Below are 19,384 nucleotides of genomic sequence, written 5' to 3' on the forward strand. Positions count from 1 at the left end.
CGATAAAAAATTTTGGGTTTGAAGAAGCCAAAGGATACTTCTTCTGCGGCGCGCATGTCATCAGACTCAATGTTGCGGTTCTTGACGACAATACAGGGAGACAGCCATGCCTATCATCGAATCCATCGCCGTATGCGCGGCCGCGGTGCCGCTCGATCGCGTCACGTCCTTTTCGACGCGCACGGTGTCCACGCGTCATTACGGCCTCGTCAAGGTGCGCTCGACCGATGGCGTCGAAGGCATCGGCTTTTGCTATATCGGCAGCGCGGCGGGCGAATTGCTGACCGTGGCGGTGGAGCAGTTGCTCGCGCCGGTGCTGATCGGCCGCGACTCGTACGCTGTGGAAGGACTCTGGCAGACGATGTATAACGAAGCGCTGTTGCAAGGACGCGCGGGCACCGTGATGCGTGCGCTGTCCATTCTCGATGTCGCGCTGTGGGATCTCAACGCGCGCACGCATGGCGTGGCCTTGCACAAATATCTCGGCGCGAACGAGCTCGAAAGCGTGCCGGCCTATGCGAGCGGTGGCTACTATCTCGACGGCAAGACACCTGAAAAGCTCGGCGAGGAAATGGCCGGCTACGTGGAGATGGGTTTTCGGGCGGTGAAGATGAAAGGCGGGCGTTTGTCGCCGCAGGAAGAGGAGCGGCGCGTGAAGGCGGCGCGCGAAGCCGTCGGGCCCGACGTCGAACTGATGATCGACATGAACAACGGCTGGACCGATCTCACGCAGGCCTTGCAGCATGTGCGCCGCATCGAGCAATACGATCCGTACTTCATCGAAGAGCCCTTTTCGCCAGACGATGTCGACAATCACGCGAGGCTTGCGAAGGCCACGCGCATTCCGGTGGCGACGGGCGAGATCGGCTATGGCCGCTGGTATCACAAGGAATTGCTCGACCAGGGCGCGGCCGCGATTCTGCAATCGGATGCGGCGGTGTGCGGCGGCATTACCGAATGGCGCAAGATCGCGGCGACGGCGGCAAGTCATGGTGTCGTGATGTGTCCGCACTGGTTCCACGACCTGCACGCGCCGCTCGTTGCTGCCACGCCGAACGCGCGCTACGTCGAATATTTCTGGGACGATCAGGTGCTCAACTTCCGCCGTCTGGTGGACCGCCAGTTGTCGCATGAGAACGGGCGCGTCAAGCTGCACGACGCGCCCGGCCTCGGCTTCTCCTTCGATGAATCGCAGGTGGCGAAGTACGGGCAGTGGAAGCGGATTTGAAGGCTTTTATTCGGTCCTGGTTGCGATGGCGTGCGCCCGTTTTATCGACGACTCATGAGCTTTAAAGATCGAACCCGAGTTGCGCTTTGCCGGGCGGCGTCAGGTCTTGCATCGTGGCGCGTCCGACGAAGTCGACCTCGAAGTGATCGGCGGGAAAGTCGGGCGGGCTTCTGCCTCCGAGGAAAGCGGGCAATTGGCGCTTGAGATATTCGTCGTTCTTGGCGCACGCAGGCGCCGAAGCGATATACATCACGTTGCTGTAGCCCGCGCCGCGATGCGCATCTTCCACGGCGTGGATCACGTCGCTATGCCAGAAGACGGTGTCGCCCGCCTGCATGTGCGGGATCGAAGACAACGCTTCGAAAAGCGGTGCATGAAATTCGGGCTTGATGGAAAGCGCGCGGCCGGGCATGGCGCCGCACAGGTCGTCGTCGGCGACATCGTCCTGAAGGGCGCGCAACAGGATATACGCCATCGAGTTCGCAATCGGCACGAGCTGCAACGTGCCGTCGCCCGGACCTTGCGGCGTGAGCGCGGTCCATCCTTGAAACGTGCGGAACATGGAGCACACCGCGGGCGACGCGATCTCCTCGACATCCGGCCGGAACGCGGCGTCGAATGGGTCATATTGACGCCAGTTGCCGTCGAACACATGCCGGTACACCTTGCGGAAATTTGCTTCGATCCATCGTTCGACCGAGCCGCCGTCGCAATGCGCGGACAGACCCAACGACTCGGAGCCGGGCGGACGTCGGCGCATGCGGTCGGCATACACCGGCACGCGCTCGGGATCGAAATGAACGCGGCCTTCGCTCTCGACGCGCCACAAGCGGTTGAGGAACACGCGCGCCGCAGTCAAGGAAGGCGCCTGCCGTGCCAGCACCTGCGGCTTCGACCAGTACACGCCGTAAATCTGCGGCTTGCTCGAGTCGAGCTGGCCGAAGTATTTGTCCTCGGCGCGGTTCTGCAGTCGCGTATCGAGGTCGTTGCGCTCGACATACTCGGCGATATCGCGGTCCCATTGTTCGACGCGCGATGCTTCGAACACATTGCGGATCACGCACGCACCACGCGACTTGATGAGTGCGATCTGCTCCGCGCTCACGCGCTGCTGCGCGATCTCGGAGAACTGGATTTCAGGAATGACGTTCTCGCCGCGATTACGTCGCTCGGCAATCTCGCTGGCCTCGGCGTGGATTGCTTCTTCCACTTCGGCGAAGACTTCGCGATAGTTCGGCAGCCGCTCGCGAAGCGCTCGTTTAGCCTGCCGGATGGTTGCCGGCAAATCGTCGATTTCAAGTGCCATGGTTGTCTCCGTATGGGTTTCGGCATACCGGCAGAATAGGCCGATCACGCCTGCAGAAGTGATACCATCCGGACAACTTCTTCGCGTCTTCTGCCATGAAACCCGCATACGAACACGTCGAATTCGGTGATGAATGTTCGGTGAGGGTTTACCACCGGCGTCTGCCGCGCATTCCTTTCGAATGGCACCATCATCCCGAATACGAGTTGACGCTCACGCTCCACAGCCACGGCAAGCGTTATATCGGCGATTCGATCGAGGATTACGCCGACGCGGATCTGGTGCTCGTGCCGCCGAATCTCCCGCATACGTGGGCGTCGAACCGTTCGATCGATTCGAGCGTGCCTCAGGTCGCCATCGTGATCTGGTTCAGTGGCGAATGGGCGCGGCGGCTCGCGGATGTCTGCCCCGAATACACACCCTTGCGCGACCTCTTGCGCCGAGCCGCTTGCGGACTGGCGTTCGGTGAGGAAGTCGGCGCCGCGATGCGCACGCAACTCGACAAGCTGCTTTGCAACGCGCCCCGCGAACGCCTGGGCGCCGCGCTGAACGTGCTTTGCTCGCTGGCGGAAGCGCCTGGTCAACCGCTTGCATCGCCTGCTGCGTTCAACGAGCGTACGGACGGTCCTTCGGGTCACGAACCGGAACGCATCAATCGCGTACTCTCGATGATCGACTCGCGCTTTGCCGAACCGCTGCGTCTTTCCGAGCTTTGCGAGGCGGCCAACGTGTCGGAACGTTCGCTTGCGCGCTACTTCGAGCAGCACATGGGCGAGAGCGTGGGACGATACATCGCGCGGGTCAGAATCGGACATGCCTGCCGCATGCTCGCGCATACGTCCGCGCCGGTGTCCGTCGTCGCGGCGCGCTCCGGGTTTCCGAATGTCGCCAACTTCAACCGGCAATTCAAGGCGATGAAGGACCTCACGCCGGTCGCTTATCGAAGACAATTTGCAGCCGGTGATGTTGCCGAGGCGCACGCCGGGCCGCGTATCACCGAGCGCTCGCCTTCGTTGCAGCGCAATCCGCGCATGCCGAAGTCGATTGCGTGACGGCTTCATGCGTCACGGTCACGCATGACGCCACTTAAGTTAGCATTGACCCTTCCGCTTTTCCAACCTTTCCTTGGAGATGGCTCATGCAATGGCCTGAACCGCGCTCATTCGATGTGAACCTGAATACCGGGCTGATGGAAGGCACGGGCACGCGCTACCAGAAGCGCCTCGACGATCTCGCCGGCTTGTACGCCGATGCAGCCGCCTTCGACGCGCTGGCTTCCGCTCGCGGCAAGGATGTCGTGTACGACGTGACCGATCATCGCCCAAGCGATCAGCCGGGCGACCTCATCACCGGCGTCACGCGCATGTCGCCAGGGAAGGTCGGCCGCGAATACTTCATGACGCGCGGCCATATTCACGCGAACATCGACCGGCCGGAGTTGTATTTCGGTCTGAAGGGCGACGGGCTCATGTCGATGGAGTCGCCGGACGGAGAGACACGCATCGTCGAAATACACGCGCATACTGTGTGCTACGTGCCGCCGCGCTGGATTCATCGTTCCGTCAACACGGGCGCGGAAGACTTCGTGATGCTGTTCTGCTACCCGGCGGATTCGGGGCAGGACTACGCGATCATCGAACAAGCGGGCGGCATGCGCTTGCGTATTGTCGATGACGGTCAGGGCGGCTGGCGCAGCGAAGCGAATCCTGCGTATCGCGAGCGTTCGCAAGCCGACGTGGAAGCGCTGATCGCGCGCGGCGCGCGTGCCGAAGGAGCGGCGCGATGAGTTACCAAGCCGCGCAACGGCCGACGTTTTACTTCATCGGCGTGACGACCGCGCAAAGTTCGATCATGCGCGTGTTTCCCGCATGGGCAAGGCATCTCGGGCTCGGTAATGTCGAGATGAAGGGCATCGATTTCGAGCCGCATTCGCCGGCGAATGCGTATCGCGAAGCCGTCGAGTTTTTGCGCGACGATCCCTTGTCGGTTGGCGCGCTCGTCACCACGCACAAGATCGATTTGTACGCTGCGTGCCGCGATCTCTTCGATGAGATCGATCCTCACGCGCTCATGATGAGCGAAACGAGTTGCCTCTCCAAGCGCGATGGCAAGTTCGTCTGTCACGCCAAGGACCCGATCACTTCCGGCTTCGCGCTCGATGGCTTCCTGCCCGAACAGCATTTCGCAACGACGGGCGCGGAAGCGTTCTCGATGGGCGCGGGCGGCTCGACCATTGCGATGACATGGCATCTGATGCAACCAGGCCGTGGCGCGAATCGGCCGTCGAAGGTGATCGTATCGGACCGTTCCGCGGCGCGGCTCGAGGAGATCGAGCGGATTCATCGAGAGGTCGGCGCTGGCGTTGCATGCGAGTACGTGCTCGTGCAGGACGCAAAGGACAATGACGCGGTGCTCGCGCGATTGTCGCCGGGCGCGTTGGTGATCAATGCGACGGGACTTGGCAAGGACGCGCCAGGTTCGCCGCTCAGCGACGCAGCCGTGTTCCCGCAACGCGCCGTGGTTTGGGAGCTGAATTATCGCGGCGATCTGGTCTTTCTCGAACAGGCGCGTGCGCAGGCGCTTCAAAAGCAATTGCAGATAGAAGACGGGTGGACTTACTTCATCTACGGCTGGACCCGCGTGATGGCCGAAGTGTTCCATGTCGAGATTCCGTCGCGTGGACCCGCGTTCGATGAGCTATGCCGGATCGCGGCGGAAGCGGGCAAGCCGGCGCCTGCGCGCCCGGTTGCGTGATGAGCGTATCTACGCGGGACATCGAAAATTGCGCGCTGGATTTGCTTGGCGGACGTGCCGCGACTTCTTCCATCTGTCCGTCGGATGTGGCACGCAATCTAGTGAGCGACGAAGATGGATGGCGCGCGCTGATGCCTTTGGTCAGGGACGTAGCCGCGCAAATGGCGCGTGAAGGCAAAGTGCTGATCAAACAAGGGGACGCGACGCTGGACCCCGATGCAATGAGTCATGGGCCCATTCGCTTGCGGCGCGGGCCGGCTTTTCCGGCATCGGCATAAAGAGCGTAAGCGGTCCGCGTCATCGTCGAGACGACACGGACCCGCTCATGCACGTTAAGAAGCCATTCCCATGGCCGGATCGGAAACGAGGTCCTTGCCATTCTCCACACGTCCCGCGAAGCGTCGCTTGAACGCGTTCAGACCGTTGCACGTGACCATGAAGTCGTACCAGTTGCCGCTATCGGCAATTGGCCAGGTCACTTCGACGACCGAGTTCGCAGCCACCGTCGTGACCCACGGACCATTCGTGAGATAGGCCAGCGCTGCCGTCGTGAACGTGCACGACTGATTGCCGCGGTTGTAGAGCTTCACGCTGACGAGCGACGTATCGCACGGCTGATAGCAAACCTGAATCTCGGCATTCGCGGATGCGCTCACTTCCTTCAGATTGCCCGCAAACTCGCGGTGGTAACCATTGGGTCCAAGCACCCACAGATCGTATCGTCCTGCATCGCTGGCAGGCACGGTCCACGTTCCCGTCAGCGACTTGCCCGCCTCGACGACGAAGCGGCGCGGCACGAGTTCGAGATGGTTTCTGTCGTACACATGAAACACCGCGCCCGCGTTGTTCGTGCTGCCATTCGCGAATTCGAGCGCGACCGTGCTTGCGTTGGCGTTCACATGCGCGGTCGTGTGCAGCTCGTAAGGCAAGGCGCGCGACGGACGTGTACCGGTAGCCCGCGCGGGCAACGGCGAACTCGCCGTCACGGACTGCGCCTGGATCGCGGATGCCGCCGCCTGCGACTTGGCGAGCGCATCGGCCGAGTCCTTCGTCGTGCGCCCGGAGAGCGTCGGCAGCGTGGCATCGTTCGGATTGACGAAGTTGAAGCACGAGGTCAGGTCGCCGCAAATCGCACGCCGATAGCTGCTGATCTGCGGTTCGGTCACGCCGAAGCGCTTTTCGAGGAACATGAGCGTCGAGGTGTGATCGAAGACCTGCGAATTCACAAAGCCGCCACGGCTCCACGGCGAGATCACCCACATCGGCACGCGCGGGCCGGGGCCGTATGGTCATCCGTTGGTCTTCGGCTGATTGCTCGTTGCCGGCGCGAAGTTGTGATATTCCACCGCCATATCGGTGTCGGACAAGGTGCTCGCACCCGCGAGCGTGCCATCGCTTGCGTGCGACGGCGCGCTCGGCGGCGGAAGGTGATCGAAGAAGCCATCGTTCTCGTCGTAATTGACGAGCAGCACGGTCTTGCTCCACACATCCGGGTTCGCGGTCAGCGCATCGAGCACTTCCTGCACGTACCAGCCGCCTTGCGTGGGACTCGACGGACCGGGATGCTCGCTATATACGGACGGCGGGATGATCCACGATACGGCAGGCAGCGTGCCCTTCTGGATGTCGTCGCGAAACGTTTCGAGAAAGCCCTGTGGCATGGTGTTGCCGAAGCCTTTCGCGAGCGGACTCAGGGCGTCGTCGATCGATGAATCGTAGAACGCGCCCGCCGCCGTCACGGGTTGCGTGATGTCCGTATTCGCCACGTACACCGGTCGCCGTGCGGCGGGCATCTGCTCGATTGCGGTGCGCCAGTGGCGAAAGCTCATCATCTCGTTGCAGCCGAAATTGTCGATGAGGCTTTGATACACCTTCCAGCTCACGCCCGCGTTTTGCAGACGGTCCGCATAGGTCGTCCAGGTCCAGCCGGTTGACGACGAGCCAATGTCATTGCCGCCATTGAACTCGTTGTTCAATGCGGCCACCTTGACCGGCGCGTTGGTCGACGGACTCAAACCGTTGGGACCGTTCGTGCCGGTCCAGTAGAAGAGACGGTTTGCAATCGTGCCGGTGTGCATGCCGCAGTGATACGAATCGCACAGCGTGAAGGCGTCCGCGAGCGCGCGATGAAAGGGCACTTCGACCGTTTCGTAATAGCCCATCGACAAGGGCTTCTTCGCTGTCGGCCATGCGGCCATGCGGCCGTTGTCCCATGCGGCCTGCGAGTCGGACCACGTATGCGGTGTGCTGCCCGCGCGCAGTGCGTTGCCTTTCGACTCGTCGAGATGATAGGGAATCAGCGTGCTCGTCGAGCCGGAACTCGTGTAGTTCTGATAGAAGACGTTTGCGCCGTTCGGCGAGGGAATGGCAAAGCGGTCGCCATAACCGCGCACGCCCTTGAAGGTGCCGAAATAGCTGTCGAACGAACGGTTTTCCAGCATCAGCAACACGACGTGCTGAACGTCCCTGATCGTGCCCGTGACGTTGTTCGCGTCGATGGCAAGCGCGCGCCGAATAGCAGGCGGGAACGTGGAAAGCACGGCGGCGGAAGCGGCGGTGCCCAGCGACGTCTTGATGAAACTTCGTTTAGATGGACTGAATGTCATGCCATTGATGAGTTTTTGATGTGGGAATGCGACTCAGGGAGCCGGCGCGCAGTGGCTGATCTTGCAGGACGACGCGTTGGTCGAGGCGGGCGTTGCCGACTTGTCGTCTCCTCCGCAAGCGGCGAGCGTAAGCGCGATGCAAATCAGCGCGCTTGCCAGCGACGGTCTGCCGAGCGCAGTCAGGTGGGGCATGGTTGTCGTCATCAGAAAAAGAACGAGTGAGAAACTGGATGGAATTTTCCGGCCGGATATTCCATGTTCGTAAGCAGGCGCCTGATTTCTGACGGAAATGTAAAGGTAATTTTTGGCAGAAATATGAAGGTTCAAGAAAGTCGTTCGAAATTCGGTAGGCTTGATGCCTTTCGGACGGCGGGCGCCAGGCTCGCTGCTTGCGCTGCACGCCAGGTTCATCGCGCTTCGACTTCACTCGTACTCAAGGAAACTCACTCATGCTGAAAATTCATCACCTCGGGCACTCGCAATCCGAGCGTATCGTCTGGCTGTGCGAGGAGCTCGATGTTCCATACGAGCTCGTCAAGTACACGCGCGATGCACGCACCATGCTGTCACCGCCCGAACTCGTCGCGTTGCATCCGCTGGGCGCGGCGCCGCTCATCGAAGTCGATGGCATGTTGCTCGCCGAGTCCGCGGCTATCGTCGAGCTCATTCTCGCGCGCCATGGCGACGGCAGATTGCAGCACGCGCCGGATCATCCCGACTTCGCGCCCTATCTCTACTGGTTTCACTTCGCGAACGGCAACCTGCAGCCGGTCATGGGACGCTCGATGATGATCGGCCGCGCCGGTTTGCCGGTGGATCATCCGGTGCAAACCGCCGTGCAGGGACGGCTCGATAAAGTGCTGGCGCTCATCGAAGATCGGCTGGGGCAGGCGGACTATCTTGCGGGCAGCGACTTTACGGCCGCCGACATCATGAGCGTATTTTCGTTGACTACCATGCGTATTTTTCAGCCGCTGGACCTTTCGCCGTATCCCAACATACGGGCTTATCTGCAGCGAATCGGCGAACGCCCGGCGTATCGGCGAGCGATGAAGAAGGGCGATCCCGACCTGACGCCGATGCTTACCTAGGGACATCGATGAAACGCCGGGCGCAGGCCGGTTCCGGCGTTGTCGTTCCTCGTTGCGCGGTCTCGCCCAAAGCCCGCTACGCCGAAAATCCAGTAGTAGATCGCATTTTGGCGCAGTAACGTCGATGCACGGAGCGACCCTCTGTCGGACGCAGCTCAACGTTACCGAGGACAACGATATGGTTTCCAGAAACGACGGCCGCCTCGCCGGCAAGGTGGCGATCATCAGCGGCGGCGCGGGTGGATGCGGCGCGGCGGCATCGGAACTGTTCGCGCAACAGGGCGCGAAGGTCGCCATCATCGACCGGGACGTGGATGCCGCCATTGCGCTCGCCTCCCGGCTCAACGAAGCGGGATTCGAAGCGCTAGGTCTGGGTGCGGACGTCTCCCGTCAAGCCGATGTCCAGAAAGCCGTCGCAGCCGCGAAAGAGCAATATGGCAACGCGGACATCCTCTTCAATCACGCCGGCACGCTGATCGTCAAACCGTTCCTCGAAATCGAGGAATCGGAATGGGACTGGCTGATGGGTGTGAACGTCAAAAGCATGTTCCTCATGACGCAGGCGGTCCTGCCGCAGATGCTCGAAAAGGGCAAGGGCAGCATTGTGTGCACCTCGTCGATCTCGGCGGTCTACGCCACGCCCGGCGAAGTGCTCTACGACGCGACCAAGGGCGCATGCCACATGTTCGCCCGCGCGATAGCCGTCGAATACCGCGATCGGGGCATTCGCTGCAACGCCGTGGCGCCGGGATTCATTCGCACGCCGCACGGCATGCGCGAGCTTCGCGACCTGCAGGCAATGGGTGTCGATGCCACTGAGGCCGCCATCGCGCTCCAGCAGGGCAGGCTGTGCGAGCCGTCCGAAGTCGCTGCTGCGGCGCTCTTTCTGGCATCCGACGAAGCGAGCTTCGTCAACGGAACGCATCTCTTCGTGGATAACGGCTTCTCCGCCGTGTAAAGAATCCGGTAGCGCTTCGAAATTTGGCTACTTACCGTGCCTGTTGCGCGTCGCGCGTCAGCGTGACAGGCAATACGGACGTCGAATTCTGGTTCCTTCCCGGCAGGCATTCGTGACGGAGTGAATATGAACGCAAAGCACCAGTCTGAAGCAAGCAGCGACAACGACGTGAGCCTGTTGCACAAGATGGGTTATGCGCAAGAGTTGTCCCGGCGCATGAACGGCTTCTCGAACTTCGCGGTCTCGTTCTCGATCATCTGCATCTTGTCGGGTGGCATCACCGCATTCCAGCTGGCGCTTTCGGCGACGGGCGGCGCGTCCGTCGGGCTCGGGTGGCCGCTTGGCGCGTTGTTCGCGTTGATCGTCGCAGTGTCGATGGCGCAGATCGCGTCCGCGTTTCCCACAGCGGGCGGGCTGTATCACTGGGGCTCGATCCTCGGCGGCAAGCAGTTGGGATGGCTCACGGCATGGCTCAACCTGATTGGTCTGATCTTCGTCATCAGCGCGATCAACTTCGGCACCTACGATCCGTTCTTCAAGACGCTGATCGCGCCGATGTTCGGCGTTGCGCCCGAAAGCCTGACGTGGTGGCACCAGACCGCGTTCCTCGCGATCATCACGTTGTCGCAGGCGCTGCTCAATGCACGCGGGATCAAGATCGCCAGCAAGATCACCGATCTCTCGGGCTATCTCATCTTCGTCGTCACCATCGTTCTGGTCGTGGCGCTGCTCTATTACTCGTCCGTGCCGCTCGATCTGCATCGGCTCGTCACGTTCACCAACTTCACGGGCGTCGATGGCGGCGCGTGGCCGAAGCAATCGACGCCGCTCGCGTTTCTCGCGGGCTTGCTGCTCGTGACGTACACCATTACCGGCTTCGACGCTTCCGCGCACACGTCCGAGGAAACGCACGATGCCGCGCGCAACGTGCCGAAAGGGATCATCGGCTCGGTGTTCTGGTCGGCGGTCTTTGGCTACGTCATGGTCTGCACCTTCGTGCTCGTCATGCCGGATCTCACGGCGGGCATGAAACAGGGCACCGGTTTCTTCGAAGCCATTCTCGCGCCGATTCCGACGACGTTGCGCGTGTGTCTCGAACTCGCGATGTTCTTCATCAACTATGTCTGCGGGCTTGCGGCCATCATGTCCACCTCGCGCATGATGTACGCGTTCGCGCGAGATGGCGGGCTGCCCGGCTCGAAGTTTTTGCGTCACGTGAGCCCGAAGCATCGCACGCCGGGCGCGGCGATCTGGACTTGCGCCATACTCGCCATTCTCATCACGCTGTATGGCGATGCCTTCTCCGTGCTCAGCGCCGGCAGCGCGGTCTTCCTGTACATTTCCTACGCGATGCCGATTGCGCTCGGCATGTTCGCCGAAGGCCATGGCTGGACCGAGACGGGACCGTTCCAGCTCGGCCTCTGGTCCAAGCCGCTCGCGTTGCTGGCGACGGTCGGCGCGTGCGTGCTCGCGTATGTCGGCATTCAGCCGCCGAACGAAAAAGTGCTGTACATGCTCGTTGGATTCGTGATCGCGTTGCTCGTCATCTGGTACGGCTTCGGGGTGCGCAAGACCTTTGCCGGTCCGCCGTCGATGAAGTCGGATGCGGATATGGCGCGCATCGGCAAGCTCGAAGCCGACGTCGATCAGGCAGTGCGATAGTGCTGCATGCCCGTCATGTCCCGCTTCATGCGCTGCCTCGCTCGACAATGGTAAAGCCCAGGTCGATACGCGGATTCACGGGGCGCTTGCCTTCGAGATAATCGAGCAGCATGTCGCCCGCCAGCTTGCCGATTTCAAGCGATGGAACGCGGATCGTCGTGATGCCCGGATGCGTCGCCGCCGCGATGGGCAAGTCCACGAAGCCCATGATGGCGACGTCTTCCGGCACGCGTATGCCGCGCCGCTGACACTCGAACAGCACGCCAGCGGCGAGCATGTCGCTGGAACAGAACACGGCGTCTAGGTCCGGGCGGCGTTCGAGCAGCCTGTCGAAGATCTCGGGCGCGTCGTTGATGCCCATTGGCCGGTCGAGCGTGATGGCCTCGATCTTGTGAAGCCCCGACTGTTTCGCGCCCGCCCGAAAGCCTTGCAAGCGGCCGGTCGAACGGACATCCATGCTGCCGAGAAAACCGAGATTGCGTCGTCCCTTGCTTGCGAGATAGCGCGCCACCGCAGCACCGGCATCGCGATGCGAGAAACCGATACGCATGTCGATCTGATCGTTGGACGTGTCCCATGCCTCGATCACCGGAACGCCGCAACGGCGAATGCGCTTGTCCACTTCCGCCGGCGTCGATGTGCGTATGAGCATGATGCCGTCGACGCGGCGCCCGATGAAGGCATCGATGAGCCGCATTTCCTCGGCTGCGTCGTAACGGCATTGACCGAGCAGCAACTGATAGCCCTTGTCGGCCAGCGCTTGCGACAGCCCGCTGATGGTGTCCGAAAAGAACGCGTTCTCGATAGTCGGAATGACCGCGCCGATGATCTTCGACCGGTTCGACGCCAGGCTTCCTGCATTCAGGTTCTGCACGTAACCGAGTCTTTCGATGGCGGCCTGCACCGCCGCCAGCGATTCGGGCGATACGAGCTCGGGCTGATTCAACGCGCGCGAAACGGTCATGCGCCCGACCTTCGCCTCGCGAGCGACGTCTTCCATGGTGGGCCGGGGCAAGGTGGGTTCGGACGCGGTGGCGCTTGTTTTCATGGTGCTTCGTTTCGTTTCGTTGGTGATCTGTGTTTCGTGCGCGAAGGGTCGATCAGGGAAGACCGCTGCTTGACACTCCGACGGTTCCACTTTACCTTGAATGGGAGCGCGCACATAGCTGGTTGCGAACCGAGCATGATGCAGTGCAATGACGTTGCCAACGCGCCGCGTCGGCGCTTGCGAATGGGAGCGCTCCCAAAAGGCAGGTCCGTTCTTCAGGAGATGAAAGTGCTTACGAACGAGCAAGTAGAGCAATACGCCAAGGAAGGATACGTAGTCGTCACCGACGTTTTCAGCGATGACCTCGTGGAGCGCATGCGGCGCGTCACGGATGAACTCGTCGAGCAGTCCCGCGCGCTCACGGCATCGAACGATGTATTCGATCTCGCGCCCTCGCATACCGCGCAAAAGCCGCGCGTGCGGCGCATCAAGGACCCGATCAAGGTCGATCCGGTGTTCATGGAAGCGCTCAAGCATCCCAAGCTGATCGCCGCGCTGACGAGTCTTCTAGGGCCGAATCTGCGCGTGCGCAACACCAAGCTGAACCTGAAGGAAGCGCATGTCGGCGACCCGGTTGAATGGCATCAGGACTGGGCGTTTTACCCGCACACGAATCAGGACGTGCTCGCTGTCGGCGTGATGCTCGACGATTGCGAACTGGAAAACGGCCCGCTGCTGATCATTCCGGATAGCCACCAGAGCGAGATTCATAGTCATCACACGGACGGCTATTTTTGCGGCGCGATGGACCCGACGACATCCAACGTCGACTTCGGCAAGGCGGTGCCGTGCACGGGCAAGGCGGGATCGTTCTCGATTCATCATGCGCGCGCAATCCACGGTTCCGCGGAGAACACGTCGAACCGGCCGCGCCGCTTGTTGCTGTATGAGATTGCCGCCGTCGATGCCTGGCCGCTTATCGGCGGTCCCACGCAGGACAAGAGTCTCGCGGAGTTCAACGAGCGGATCATCGCGGGCGAGCCGACTATCGTGCCGCGCATGGAGAACGTTCCGGTCATCCTGCCGCTGCCGCCCGCGCCGAAGCAAGGCTCGATCTACGAGAACCAGACATCGCTCAAGAATCGCTTCTTCGCCACGACAGCAGAGGCGATGTAGCGCGGCGTCGGAAAGGAAACCGCATGCAGCAACTCAAGGTGTATCAGTCGCTATGGGCCATGGAACGACGCCGCCCGGACGGACATGAGTGGCCGCTCGACGAGCAGTTGCGCATGATCCGCGATGCCGGCTTCGACGGCGTGGGCGTGCGCTTCTTCGACTACGCGTATGCGAGCCGCGTCACGCACACGCTGAAGGAATACGGCATGACGTGGCAGGCGCAGTGTTATCCGCAAACCGTGGATGACCTGAAGCCGATCATCGAGCACGTGCAGGCGCTCGGTGCCGATCACATCAATCTTCAGCCGGACGTGCGGCCGTACTCGATCGAGGAGTGCATTCCGCTCATCGAAGGATGGCGCCGGCTTACGCACGATGCGGGCATCGCGGTTCATATCGAAACGCATCGCGACCGCATGACGACGGATTTGCTATTCACGCTGCGTCTGCTCGATTGCTTTCCTGACCTGCGTCTGACCGGCGACATCTCGCATTACCTCGTGGGCCGGGAATTCGCGTGGCCGGTATCGGATGACAACCATCGGCTCATGCATCGCATTCTGGACAACTGCTGGGGCTTTCATGGACGCGTGGCAAGCCGCGAGCAGATACAGGTGCAGATCAGCTTTGCGCATCACAAGGAATGGCTCGATCTATTCCTCGGCTGGTGGGAATACGGTTTTCGCAGCTGGCGAAAGCGTGCGGAAAGCGATGCCGTGCTCACGTTTCTCTGCGAACTCGGCCCGAAGGAGTATGCGATGACCGATAGAAATGGCTACGAGTTATCGGATCGTTGGGAAGAAGCGCAGTTGCTCAAGGGCCTGGTCGCCGACATGTGGACACGGCTCGAAAGAGAGGAAGCAACGCCGGTATAAGCAAAAGTTTGAACGAAAGAAAGCGATGAAGTGCGTCATGCCCGAACGCATCGAGGACAGCAGAGAAGCCCGCCCCAATCACAAGCAGCCGAAGAAGTCTCGAAGACACGAGACGAAGGAGACAAGCGATGAAGGATGCAGCCCTCGAGAGAGCCGAGTCATCGGGTTCAGCTCGCTGGATCAGGATCACGCTCGTGATCTTTCTCATGTACACCATTTCGTATTTCGACCGGACCAACATCGGCCTCGCGCTGCCGTTGATCCGGCGCGATCTCGGCATGGATGCGACCCACGCCGGACTTGTCGGCGGCATCTTTTTCTGGGGCTACGTCATCACTTTTCTGGCGGGCGGATGGCTCGTGTCGCGCTTCGGCGCACGCAAGGTCGTGCTCGTGTGTCTCATCTGCTGGGGCGCGGCGGCGATGGCCACCGGGCTCGTGCGCACGATGAACGAGTTGATGGCGGTGCGGCTCGTGCTCGGTGTGGCGGAAGGGCCGGTGTGGGCGTCCGCTTCGAGTCTCACGGCGTCGTGGTTCACGCGCCGCGAACGGGGCAAGGCTTTCGGCTTCTGGACTGTCAGTTCGCCGCTCGGCGCGCTGCTTGCCGGACCGATCTCGGGCTTTCTGCTCGCGCATCACGACTGGCGCGCGATGATGATCATCGAAGGCTTGCCCGCGTGGATTTGGGCAGTCGTCTGGTGGTCGAGCATTCCGAAGAACATCACGGCCGCCAAGTGGCTCACGAACGAGCAGAAGGCCGGACTCTCGCGCGTGCTCGCCGACGAGCAAGCCGAATTCGTGGATGTCTCATCGCAATCGGGCATCCGTCGTGTCCTGGGGCTGAAGGCGACGTGGTTCCTCGGATTCGGCTTCGCGATGATCAACCTCGTGGTCTATGGCTTCATGCTGTGGCTGCCGAGTTCGATTGCCGCGGCGGCGCCGAACCTGGGGTCGGTGGAAGTCGGCTTGCTTTCGGCGTGCCCGTGGGCGGCGTGCATCGTCGGCATTCTGGTGGCGACGCGCAGTTCGGATGCGCGTCAGGAGCGGCGGCTGCATGCGGGCGTGCCGATCATCCTTGCGAGTGTGTTGTTGCTCGCGGCTGCCAACGTGCCGGCGACATCGCTCGTGTTGCGAATGTCGTTGTTCACCGCCATGGGCTTCTTCCTCGAAATGTTCCTTCCGCTCATCTTCACGTACGTGACCGAGCTTTTGTCGGCCGCCGATGCGATCGTCGCGACTGCCGTCATCGGTGCGTTCGGCAATCTCGTCGGGGGTTTCGTCGGGCCCACGCTCGTCGGAATGCTCGCGGGGAAGGGCAGTGACTTTCAGTATCCGTTCTCGGTCCTGGCGTGTTTCGGGGCGCTCGGCGGCGTGCTGATACTATGCGCGCGGCCGCATCGAGAGGTCGCCGCGGAGGTGCTTGCTACAAGATAAAGAGTTGGGTGATGCACGTTCATGCACGTTTACATTCTTGTTCGTGCACGTTATGCTGCGCGCATGAACCCCGATCTCCCACTCGCCCGTCGCGACGAACTGGCCAGCCGTCTGTCTTCCGGCCAGTCGCTCGTCGCCGCTAATCTCGCCGTCGAATTCGCCGTATCGGAAGACGCCATCCGCCGCGATCTTCGGGCGCTGGCGTCCGAAGGCAAATGCCGTCGCGTATACGGCGGCGCGCTGCCGGTTTTGCCGGCCGCGCTTCCCATGGCGGCGCGCATCGACATGGACGCCGACCGCAAGCGCATCCTCGCGCAAACGGCCGCGTCCCTCATTCAGCCGGGCCAGTTCCTGTTCCTCGACAGCGGCAGCACCAACCTCGCGCTTGCGAACATCCTGCCTGCGGAATTCGAGCTCACGGTGGTCACGAACTCCGTCGATATCGCTGCTGCGGTGTTGCGACGAACGGACCTGCAACTCGTCATGACCGGCGGCTTGGTCGATCAACACGTAGGCGGCAGCGTCGATCCCACTTCGGTGGAGTTCGTCAGGCGCATGAGCTTCGATATGTGCTTCATCGGCGCGTGCGCGGTATCGACGTCACGCGGCATCGGCGCATTCGGCTTAAGCGACGCTGCGTTCAAACGCGCGGTCGTCGCTGCAAGCGCGCAGAAGGTCGTGCTCGCCACGACCGCGAAACTTCATGCGCGCGCGCCTTATAGCGTGGCGAACATGAAGGAAATCGACTTCCTTATCATTGAGGAAGATGCACCGGGTGATGTGCTCGCGGCGCTGTCGAAGTCCGGCCCGACGGTGATGACGGCAATGGAAAAATTATGAGCGAGGCCAATCTGGGAGTATCGTCCAATCGCTCCGGGACGCGTCTTGCCACACGTCTTGCGTTTCTCGTGGCCGGCTTCAGCATTGCGTCGTGGGCGCCTCTCGTGCCGTTCACGAAGGGCAGGCTCGGTGTCGACGACACCACGCTCGGCCTGCTGCTTTTGTGCATCGGCTTAGGCTCGGTCCTGGCGATGCTTCTCGCGGGCATGCTCACCGCGCGCTACGGCAGCAAGCCGGTGATCGTGGCGGGAGGCGTGGGTCTCGTCCTGACCTTGCCGTTTCTCACGGTCGTCAATACGCCGGCTGAATTAGGCATAGCGCTTTTTTTGTTCGGTGCATCGCTAGGCTCGCTCGAAGTGGCAATGAACGTTCATGCCGTCGAAGTCGAACGTGACGCGGGACGGCCGCTCATGTCGGGGTTCCATGCCCTGTTCAGCGTAGGTGGGTTCGCCGGATCGAGTCTTATGACGTTCCTGCTGTCGATGCATGTCGGCACGCTGGCGGGCACCCTCCTTTGCTCGGCACTCGTGCTCGGAACGTTGGTCCTCGCAACGCCCAGACTTCTGCCTTATGCAAAGAGCGAAGGCGGGCCTATCTTTGCCGTGCCGCGCGGCATCGTGCTGTTGCTCGCCATTCTCGCTGCCATCACGTTCCTCGCCGAGGGCGCGGTGCTCGACTGGAGCGCGCTGCTCGTCTCGGACACGGGTCTCGTCGGCAAGAACGAAGCGGGGCTCGGATACGTCCTCTTTTCGATTGCAATGACAGGCGGGCGTTTATGCGGCGATGCCGTCATCAAGCGGCTCGGCGAGCGCGCGGTCATGTTCTGGGGCGGCGTGCTGACCATCGTCGGGTTCGTGCTTCTGCTCACGGTTCCCATCGCCTTCGTTGCGCTGGGCGGCTTCGTGCTGGTGGGGCTTGGAGCATCGAACACGGTCCCGATTCTTTATCGTCGAAGCGGAACGCAGCGGCTCATGCCACCCGCGCTTGCGGTAGCCGCGGTGACGATAGTGGGTTACGCCGGGATTCTGTCAGGGCCTGCGGGAATCGGTTTCATAGCGGGACAAGTGGGCCTTCCCGGCGCCTTCTGGGTCGTCGTCGTTTTGCTGTGTCTCGTGCCGTTATGCGCGCGGACCGTGACGGCCAAGCAAAGCGACGCTCGATGAAGATGCAGCCAGCTATCGTGGCTGCATCCCGACGAGCGCTCGAACCAATCAGAACCGATGCCGCAGCCCAACCGTTCCGACCACCTGATTGGCCGTGGACGAAGCGCCGCCCGAGGTATTGATGAAGGCCACGTATTGCGCGCCGATTGCGTGCTGATACATCGCTTCGGCGTACACGTCCGTGCGCTTGGAGAACGAGTAGATGGCTTGCAGATTGACCTGGTTGTATTTCGGATCGTCGCCGAAAGTGCGGCTGTTGGCGGCGTGGCCGTCGGTATAAGTATCGGCTATACCGAGACTGATCGCGGGCGTCAGCGCATACTTCGCGTTCACTTCGTAGTTATAGAAGCTCATCGCGCCGTTCACCGAGTTGAACGATGTCGTGCCTTGATAGACGCTGCGCGTGAACACGAAGCCGATGAGCGCCGGACCGTACGCATAGTTCGCGCCGGCGCCGAGCACCCATTCGCGCGATGCGCCGACCACGAAGCCGCCGGTGCCATTGGCGGTCGATTCGGCGACATCGATGGCACCGGCCGTGTTCGCGCCGTTCGAGCCATTGATCTGCAGATAGCCGACCGCGACGTTGAACGGTCCGTAGCTGTAACTGCCGCCCGCGCTGTAGGCGCGGTTCATCGAAAAGTCCGTGCTGTTGGAGAACGCGTACAGTGCTCCGAACTTGAGTCCGGCGTACGAACTGCTCATGTACTTGACCGCGTTGCTCATGCGGACCGAGTGATTGAGGTTGTCGTTATCGAACGGATGGGCGAAGCCCGTGTCGCCGAACGAGCCTGCGGTTGCGGACAGCGGCGCGACGAAATCGACGAGCGAATCGTACTGGCGTCCCAGCGTCAGCGCGCCATAGTCGCTCGATGCAAGGCCCACATATGCCTGACGGCCGAACTCGCGTCCGTTCTGGCCCAGGCGGCCGGTCTGCAGGTTGAAGCCGTTCTCGAGCACGAAGATGGCCTTCAATCCGCCGCCGAGATCTTCCGAGCCACGCAGTCCCCAGCGGCTGCCGTTGATATTGCCGCTCGTGGCCTGCCAAAGCGAGCCTTGCGAGCCCCCTTTGGCGACGTTATTCGTGTACATCAGGCCGGCATCGATCAAGCCGTACAGCGTGACCGAGCTCTGCGCCCGTGCGTTAGCGCCGATCAACAGCAATGGCAGCATCCATGCGATTCGCGTTTTTTTCATGCCTGCACTCCGGACGAGTTGACGGGGACTCTGTCGAGAGGTTAGCGACCGAATCGTCAAATGCAAAATAGCCGCTTGAACACATGATGAAGATGTTGCGATATCGC

17 protein-coding genes and 1 pseudogene are annotated in these 19,384 nt (G+C 61.6%); 13 read left to right on the forward strand and 5 right to left on the reverse strand.

Annotated features, from left to right (window positions below; genetic code table 11):
- Positions 1-106: 106 nt before the first annotated feature.
- Positions 107-1,228 carry a mandelate racemase/muconate lactonizing enzyme family protein gene (locus QCE79_RS15530; RefSeq protein ID WP_244830614.1) on the forward strand — a complete coding sequence of 374 codons (1,122 nt, stop codon included), beginning with the start codon at positions 107-109 and terminating at the stop codon, positions 1,226-1,228.
- A gap of 61 nt (positions 1,229-1,289) precedes the next feature.
- Here QCE79_RS15530 and QCE79_RS15535 read toward each other — a convergent pair whose 3' ends face one another.
- Positions 1,290-2,534 (reverse strand): DUF1479 domain-containing protein, encoded by a 1,245-nt coding sequence (locus QCE79_RS15535; protein WP_309845693.1) that lies wholly within the window; start codon positions 2,532-2,534, stop codon positions 1,290-1,292.
- Positions 2,535-2,629: 95 nt separating this feature from the next.
- On the opposite strand from QCE79_RS15535, the gene QCE79_RS15540 reads away from it, so the two are divergent.
- The 4 genes from QCE79_RS15540 (at position 2,630) to QCE79_RS15555 (ending at position 5,566) form a co-directional block, all read left to right on the forward strand.
- The gene (locus QCE79_RS15540) at positions 2,630-3,586 is read left to right on the forward strand and encodes an AraC family transcriptional regulator (protein ID WP_309845696.1); all 957 of its coding nucleotides are present in this window, start codon (positions 2,630-2,632) and stop codon (positions 3,584-3,586) included.
- A gap of 86 nt (positions 3,587-3,672) precedes the next feature.
- Positions 3,673-4,320 carry a glucose-6-phosphate isomerase gene (locus QCE79_RS15545; RefSeq protein ID WP_309845698.1) on the forward strand — a complete coding sequence of 216 codons (648 nt, stop codon included), beginning with the start codon at positions 3,673-3,675 and terminating at the stop codon, positions 4,318-4,320.
- Complete coding sequence (locus QCE79_RS15550; protein WP_309845701.1) at positions 4,317-5,288, forward strand: shikimate dehydrogenase; 972 nt, start codon at positions 4,317-4,319, stop codon at positions 5,286-5,288. Before QCE79_RS15545 ends, QCE79_RS15550 begins: the two co-directional genes overlap by 4 nt.
- A complete protein-coding gene (locus QCE79_RS15555; protein WP_309845705.1) occupies positions 5,288-5,566 on the forward strand; it encodes a DUF3253 domain-containing protein in 279 nt (92 codons plus the stop codon). Before QCE79_RS15550 ends, QCE79_RS15555 begins: the two co-directional genes overlap by 1 nt.
- A gap of 54 nt (positions 5,567-5,620) precedes the next feature.
- On the opposite strand, the pseudogene QCE79_RS15560 reads toward QCE79_RS15555, so the two are convergent.
- Together QCE79_RS15560 and QCE79_RS15565 are read right to left on the reverse strand one after the other, a co-directional pair.
- Positions 5,621-7,894 (reverse strand): annotated as a pseudogene (locus tag QCE79_RS15560) (phosphocholine-specific phospholipase C).
- A 33-nt stretch (positions 7,895-7,927) separates the two neighbouring features.
- Positions 7,928-8,086, reverse strand: coding sequence for a hypothetical protein (locus QCE79_RS15565; RefSeq protein ID WP_244830596.1), 159 nt, complete (start codon positions 8,084-8,086; stop codon positions 7,928-7,930).
- Positions 8,087-8,343: 257 nt separating this feature from the next.
- Between QCE79_RS15565 and QCE79_RS15570 the strand changes: the two genes are divergently transcribed.
- From QCE79_RS15570 to QCE79_RS15580, 3 genes are all read left to right on the forward strand, one after another.
- Complete coding sequence (locus tag QCE79_RS15570) at positions 8,344-8,985, forward strand: glutathione S-transferase (RefSeq protein ID WP_309845707.1); 642 nt, start codon at positions 8,344-8,346, stop codon at positions 8,983-8,985.
- Positions 8,986-9,163: 178 nt separating this feature from the next.
- Positions 9,164-9,943 carry an SDR family NAD(P)-dependent oxidoreductase gene (locus QCE79_RS15575; protein ID WP_309845709.1) on the forward strand — a complete coding sequence of 260 codons (780 nt, stop codon included), beginning with the start codon at positions 9,164-9,166 and terminating at the stop codon, positions 9,941-9,943.
- A 126-nt stretch (positions 9,944-10,069) separates the two neighbouring features.
- Positions 10,070-11,605 (forward strand): amino acid permease, encoded by a 1,536-nt coding sequence (locus QCE79_RS15580; RefSeq protein WP_309845712.1) that lies wholly within the window; start codon positions 10,070-10,072, stop codon positions 11,603-11,605.
- A 25-nt stretch (positions 11,606-11,630) separates the two neighbouring features.
- Here QCE79_RS15580 and QCE79_RS15585 read toward each other — a convergent pair whose 3' ends face one another.
- Positions 11,631-12,653 (reverse strand): LacI family DNA-binding transcriptional regulator, encoded by a 1,023-nt coding sequence (locus QCE79_RS15585; RefSeq protein WP_309845715.1) that lies wholly within the window; start codon positions 12,651-12,653, stop codon positions 11,631-11,633.
- 228 nt (positions 12,654-12,881) lie between these two features.
- Here QCE79_RS15585 and QCE79_RS15590 point away from each other — a divergent pair, with 228 nt between their 5' ends.
- From QCE79_RS15590 to QCE79_RS15610, 5 genes are all read left to right on the forward strand, one after another.
- Complete coding sequence (locus tag QCE79_RS15590; protein ID WP_309845718.1) at positions 12,882-13,769, forward strand: phytanoyl-CoA dioxygenase family protein; 888 nt, start codon at positions 12,882-12,884, stop codon at positions 13,767-13,769.
- A gap of 23 nt (positions 13,770-13,792) precedes the next feature.
- Positions 13,793-14,644 (forward strand): sugar phosphate isomerase/epimerase, encoded by an 852-nt coding sequence (locus QCE79_RS15595; RefSeq protein ID WP_309845722.1) that lies wholly within the window; start codon positions 13,793-13,795, stop codon positions 14,642-14,644.
- A 77-nt stretch (positions 14,645-14,721) separates the two neighbouring features.
- The gene (locus tag QCE79_RS15600; RefSeq protein WP_255784903.1) at positions 14,722-16,077 is read left to right on the forward strand and encodes an MFS transporter; all 1,356 of its coding nucleotides are present in this window, start codon (positions 14,722-14,724) and stop codon (positions 16,075-16,077) included.
- Positions 16,078-16,098: 21 nt separating this feature from the next.
- A complete protein-coding gene (locus tag QCE79_RS15605) occupies positions 16,099-16,917 on the forward strand; it encodes a DeoR/GlpR family DNA-binding transcription regulator (RefSeq protein ID WP_309845723.1) in 819 nt (272 codons plus the stop codon).
- Positions 16,914-18,080, forward strand: coding sequence for an MFS transporter (locus tag QCE79_RS15610; protein ID WP_309845725.1), 1,167 nt, complete (start codon positions 16,914-16,916; stop codon positions 18,078-18,080). Before QCE79_RS15605 ends, QCE79_RS15610 begins: the two co-directional genes overlap by 4 nt.
- Positions 18,081-18,128: 48 nt before the next feature.
- Here the strand turns inward: QCE79_RS15610 and QCE79_RS15615 are convergent, their stop codons facing one another.
- Positions 18,129-19,277: a porin gene (locus QCE79_RS15615; protein WP_250527733.1), complete on the reverse strand. Its 1,149-nt coding sequence runs from the start codon at positions 19,275-19,277 to the stop codon at positions 18,129-18,131.
- Positions 19,278-19,384 lie beyond the last annotated feature (107 nt).

The sequence above is a fragment of the Caballeronia sp. LZ003 genome (genome assembly GCF_031451465.1).
Lineage (GTDB): Bacteria > Pseudomonadota > Gammaproteobacteria > Burkholderiales > Burkholderiaceae > Caballeronia.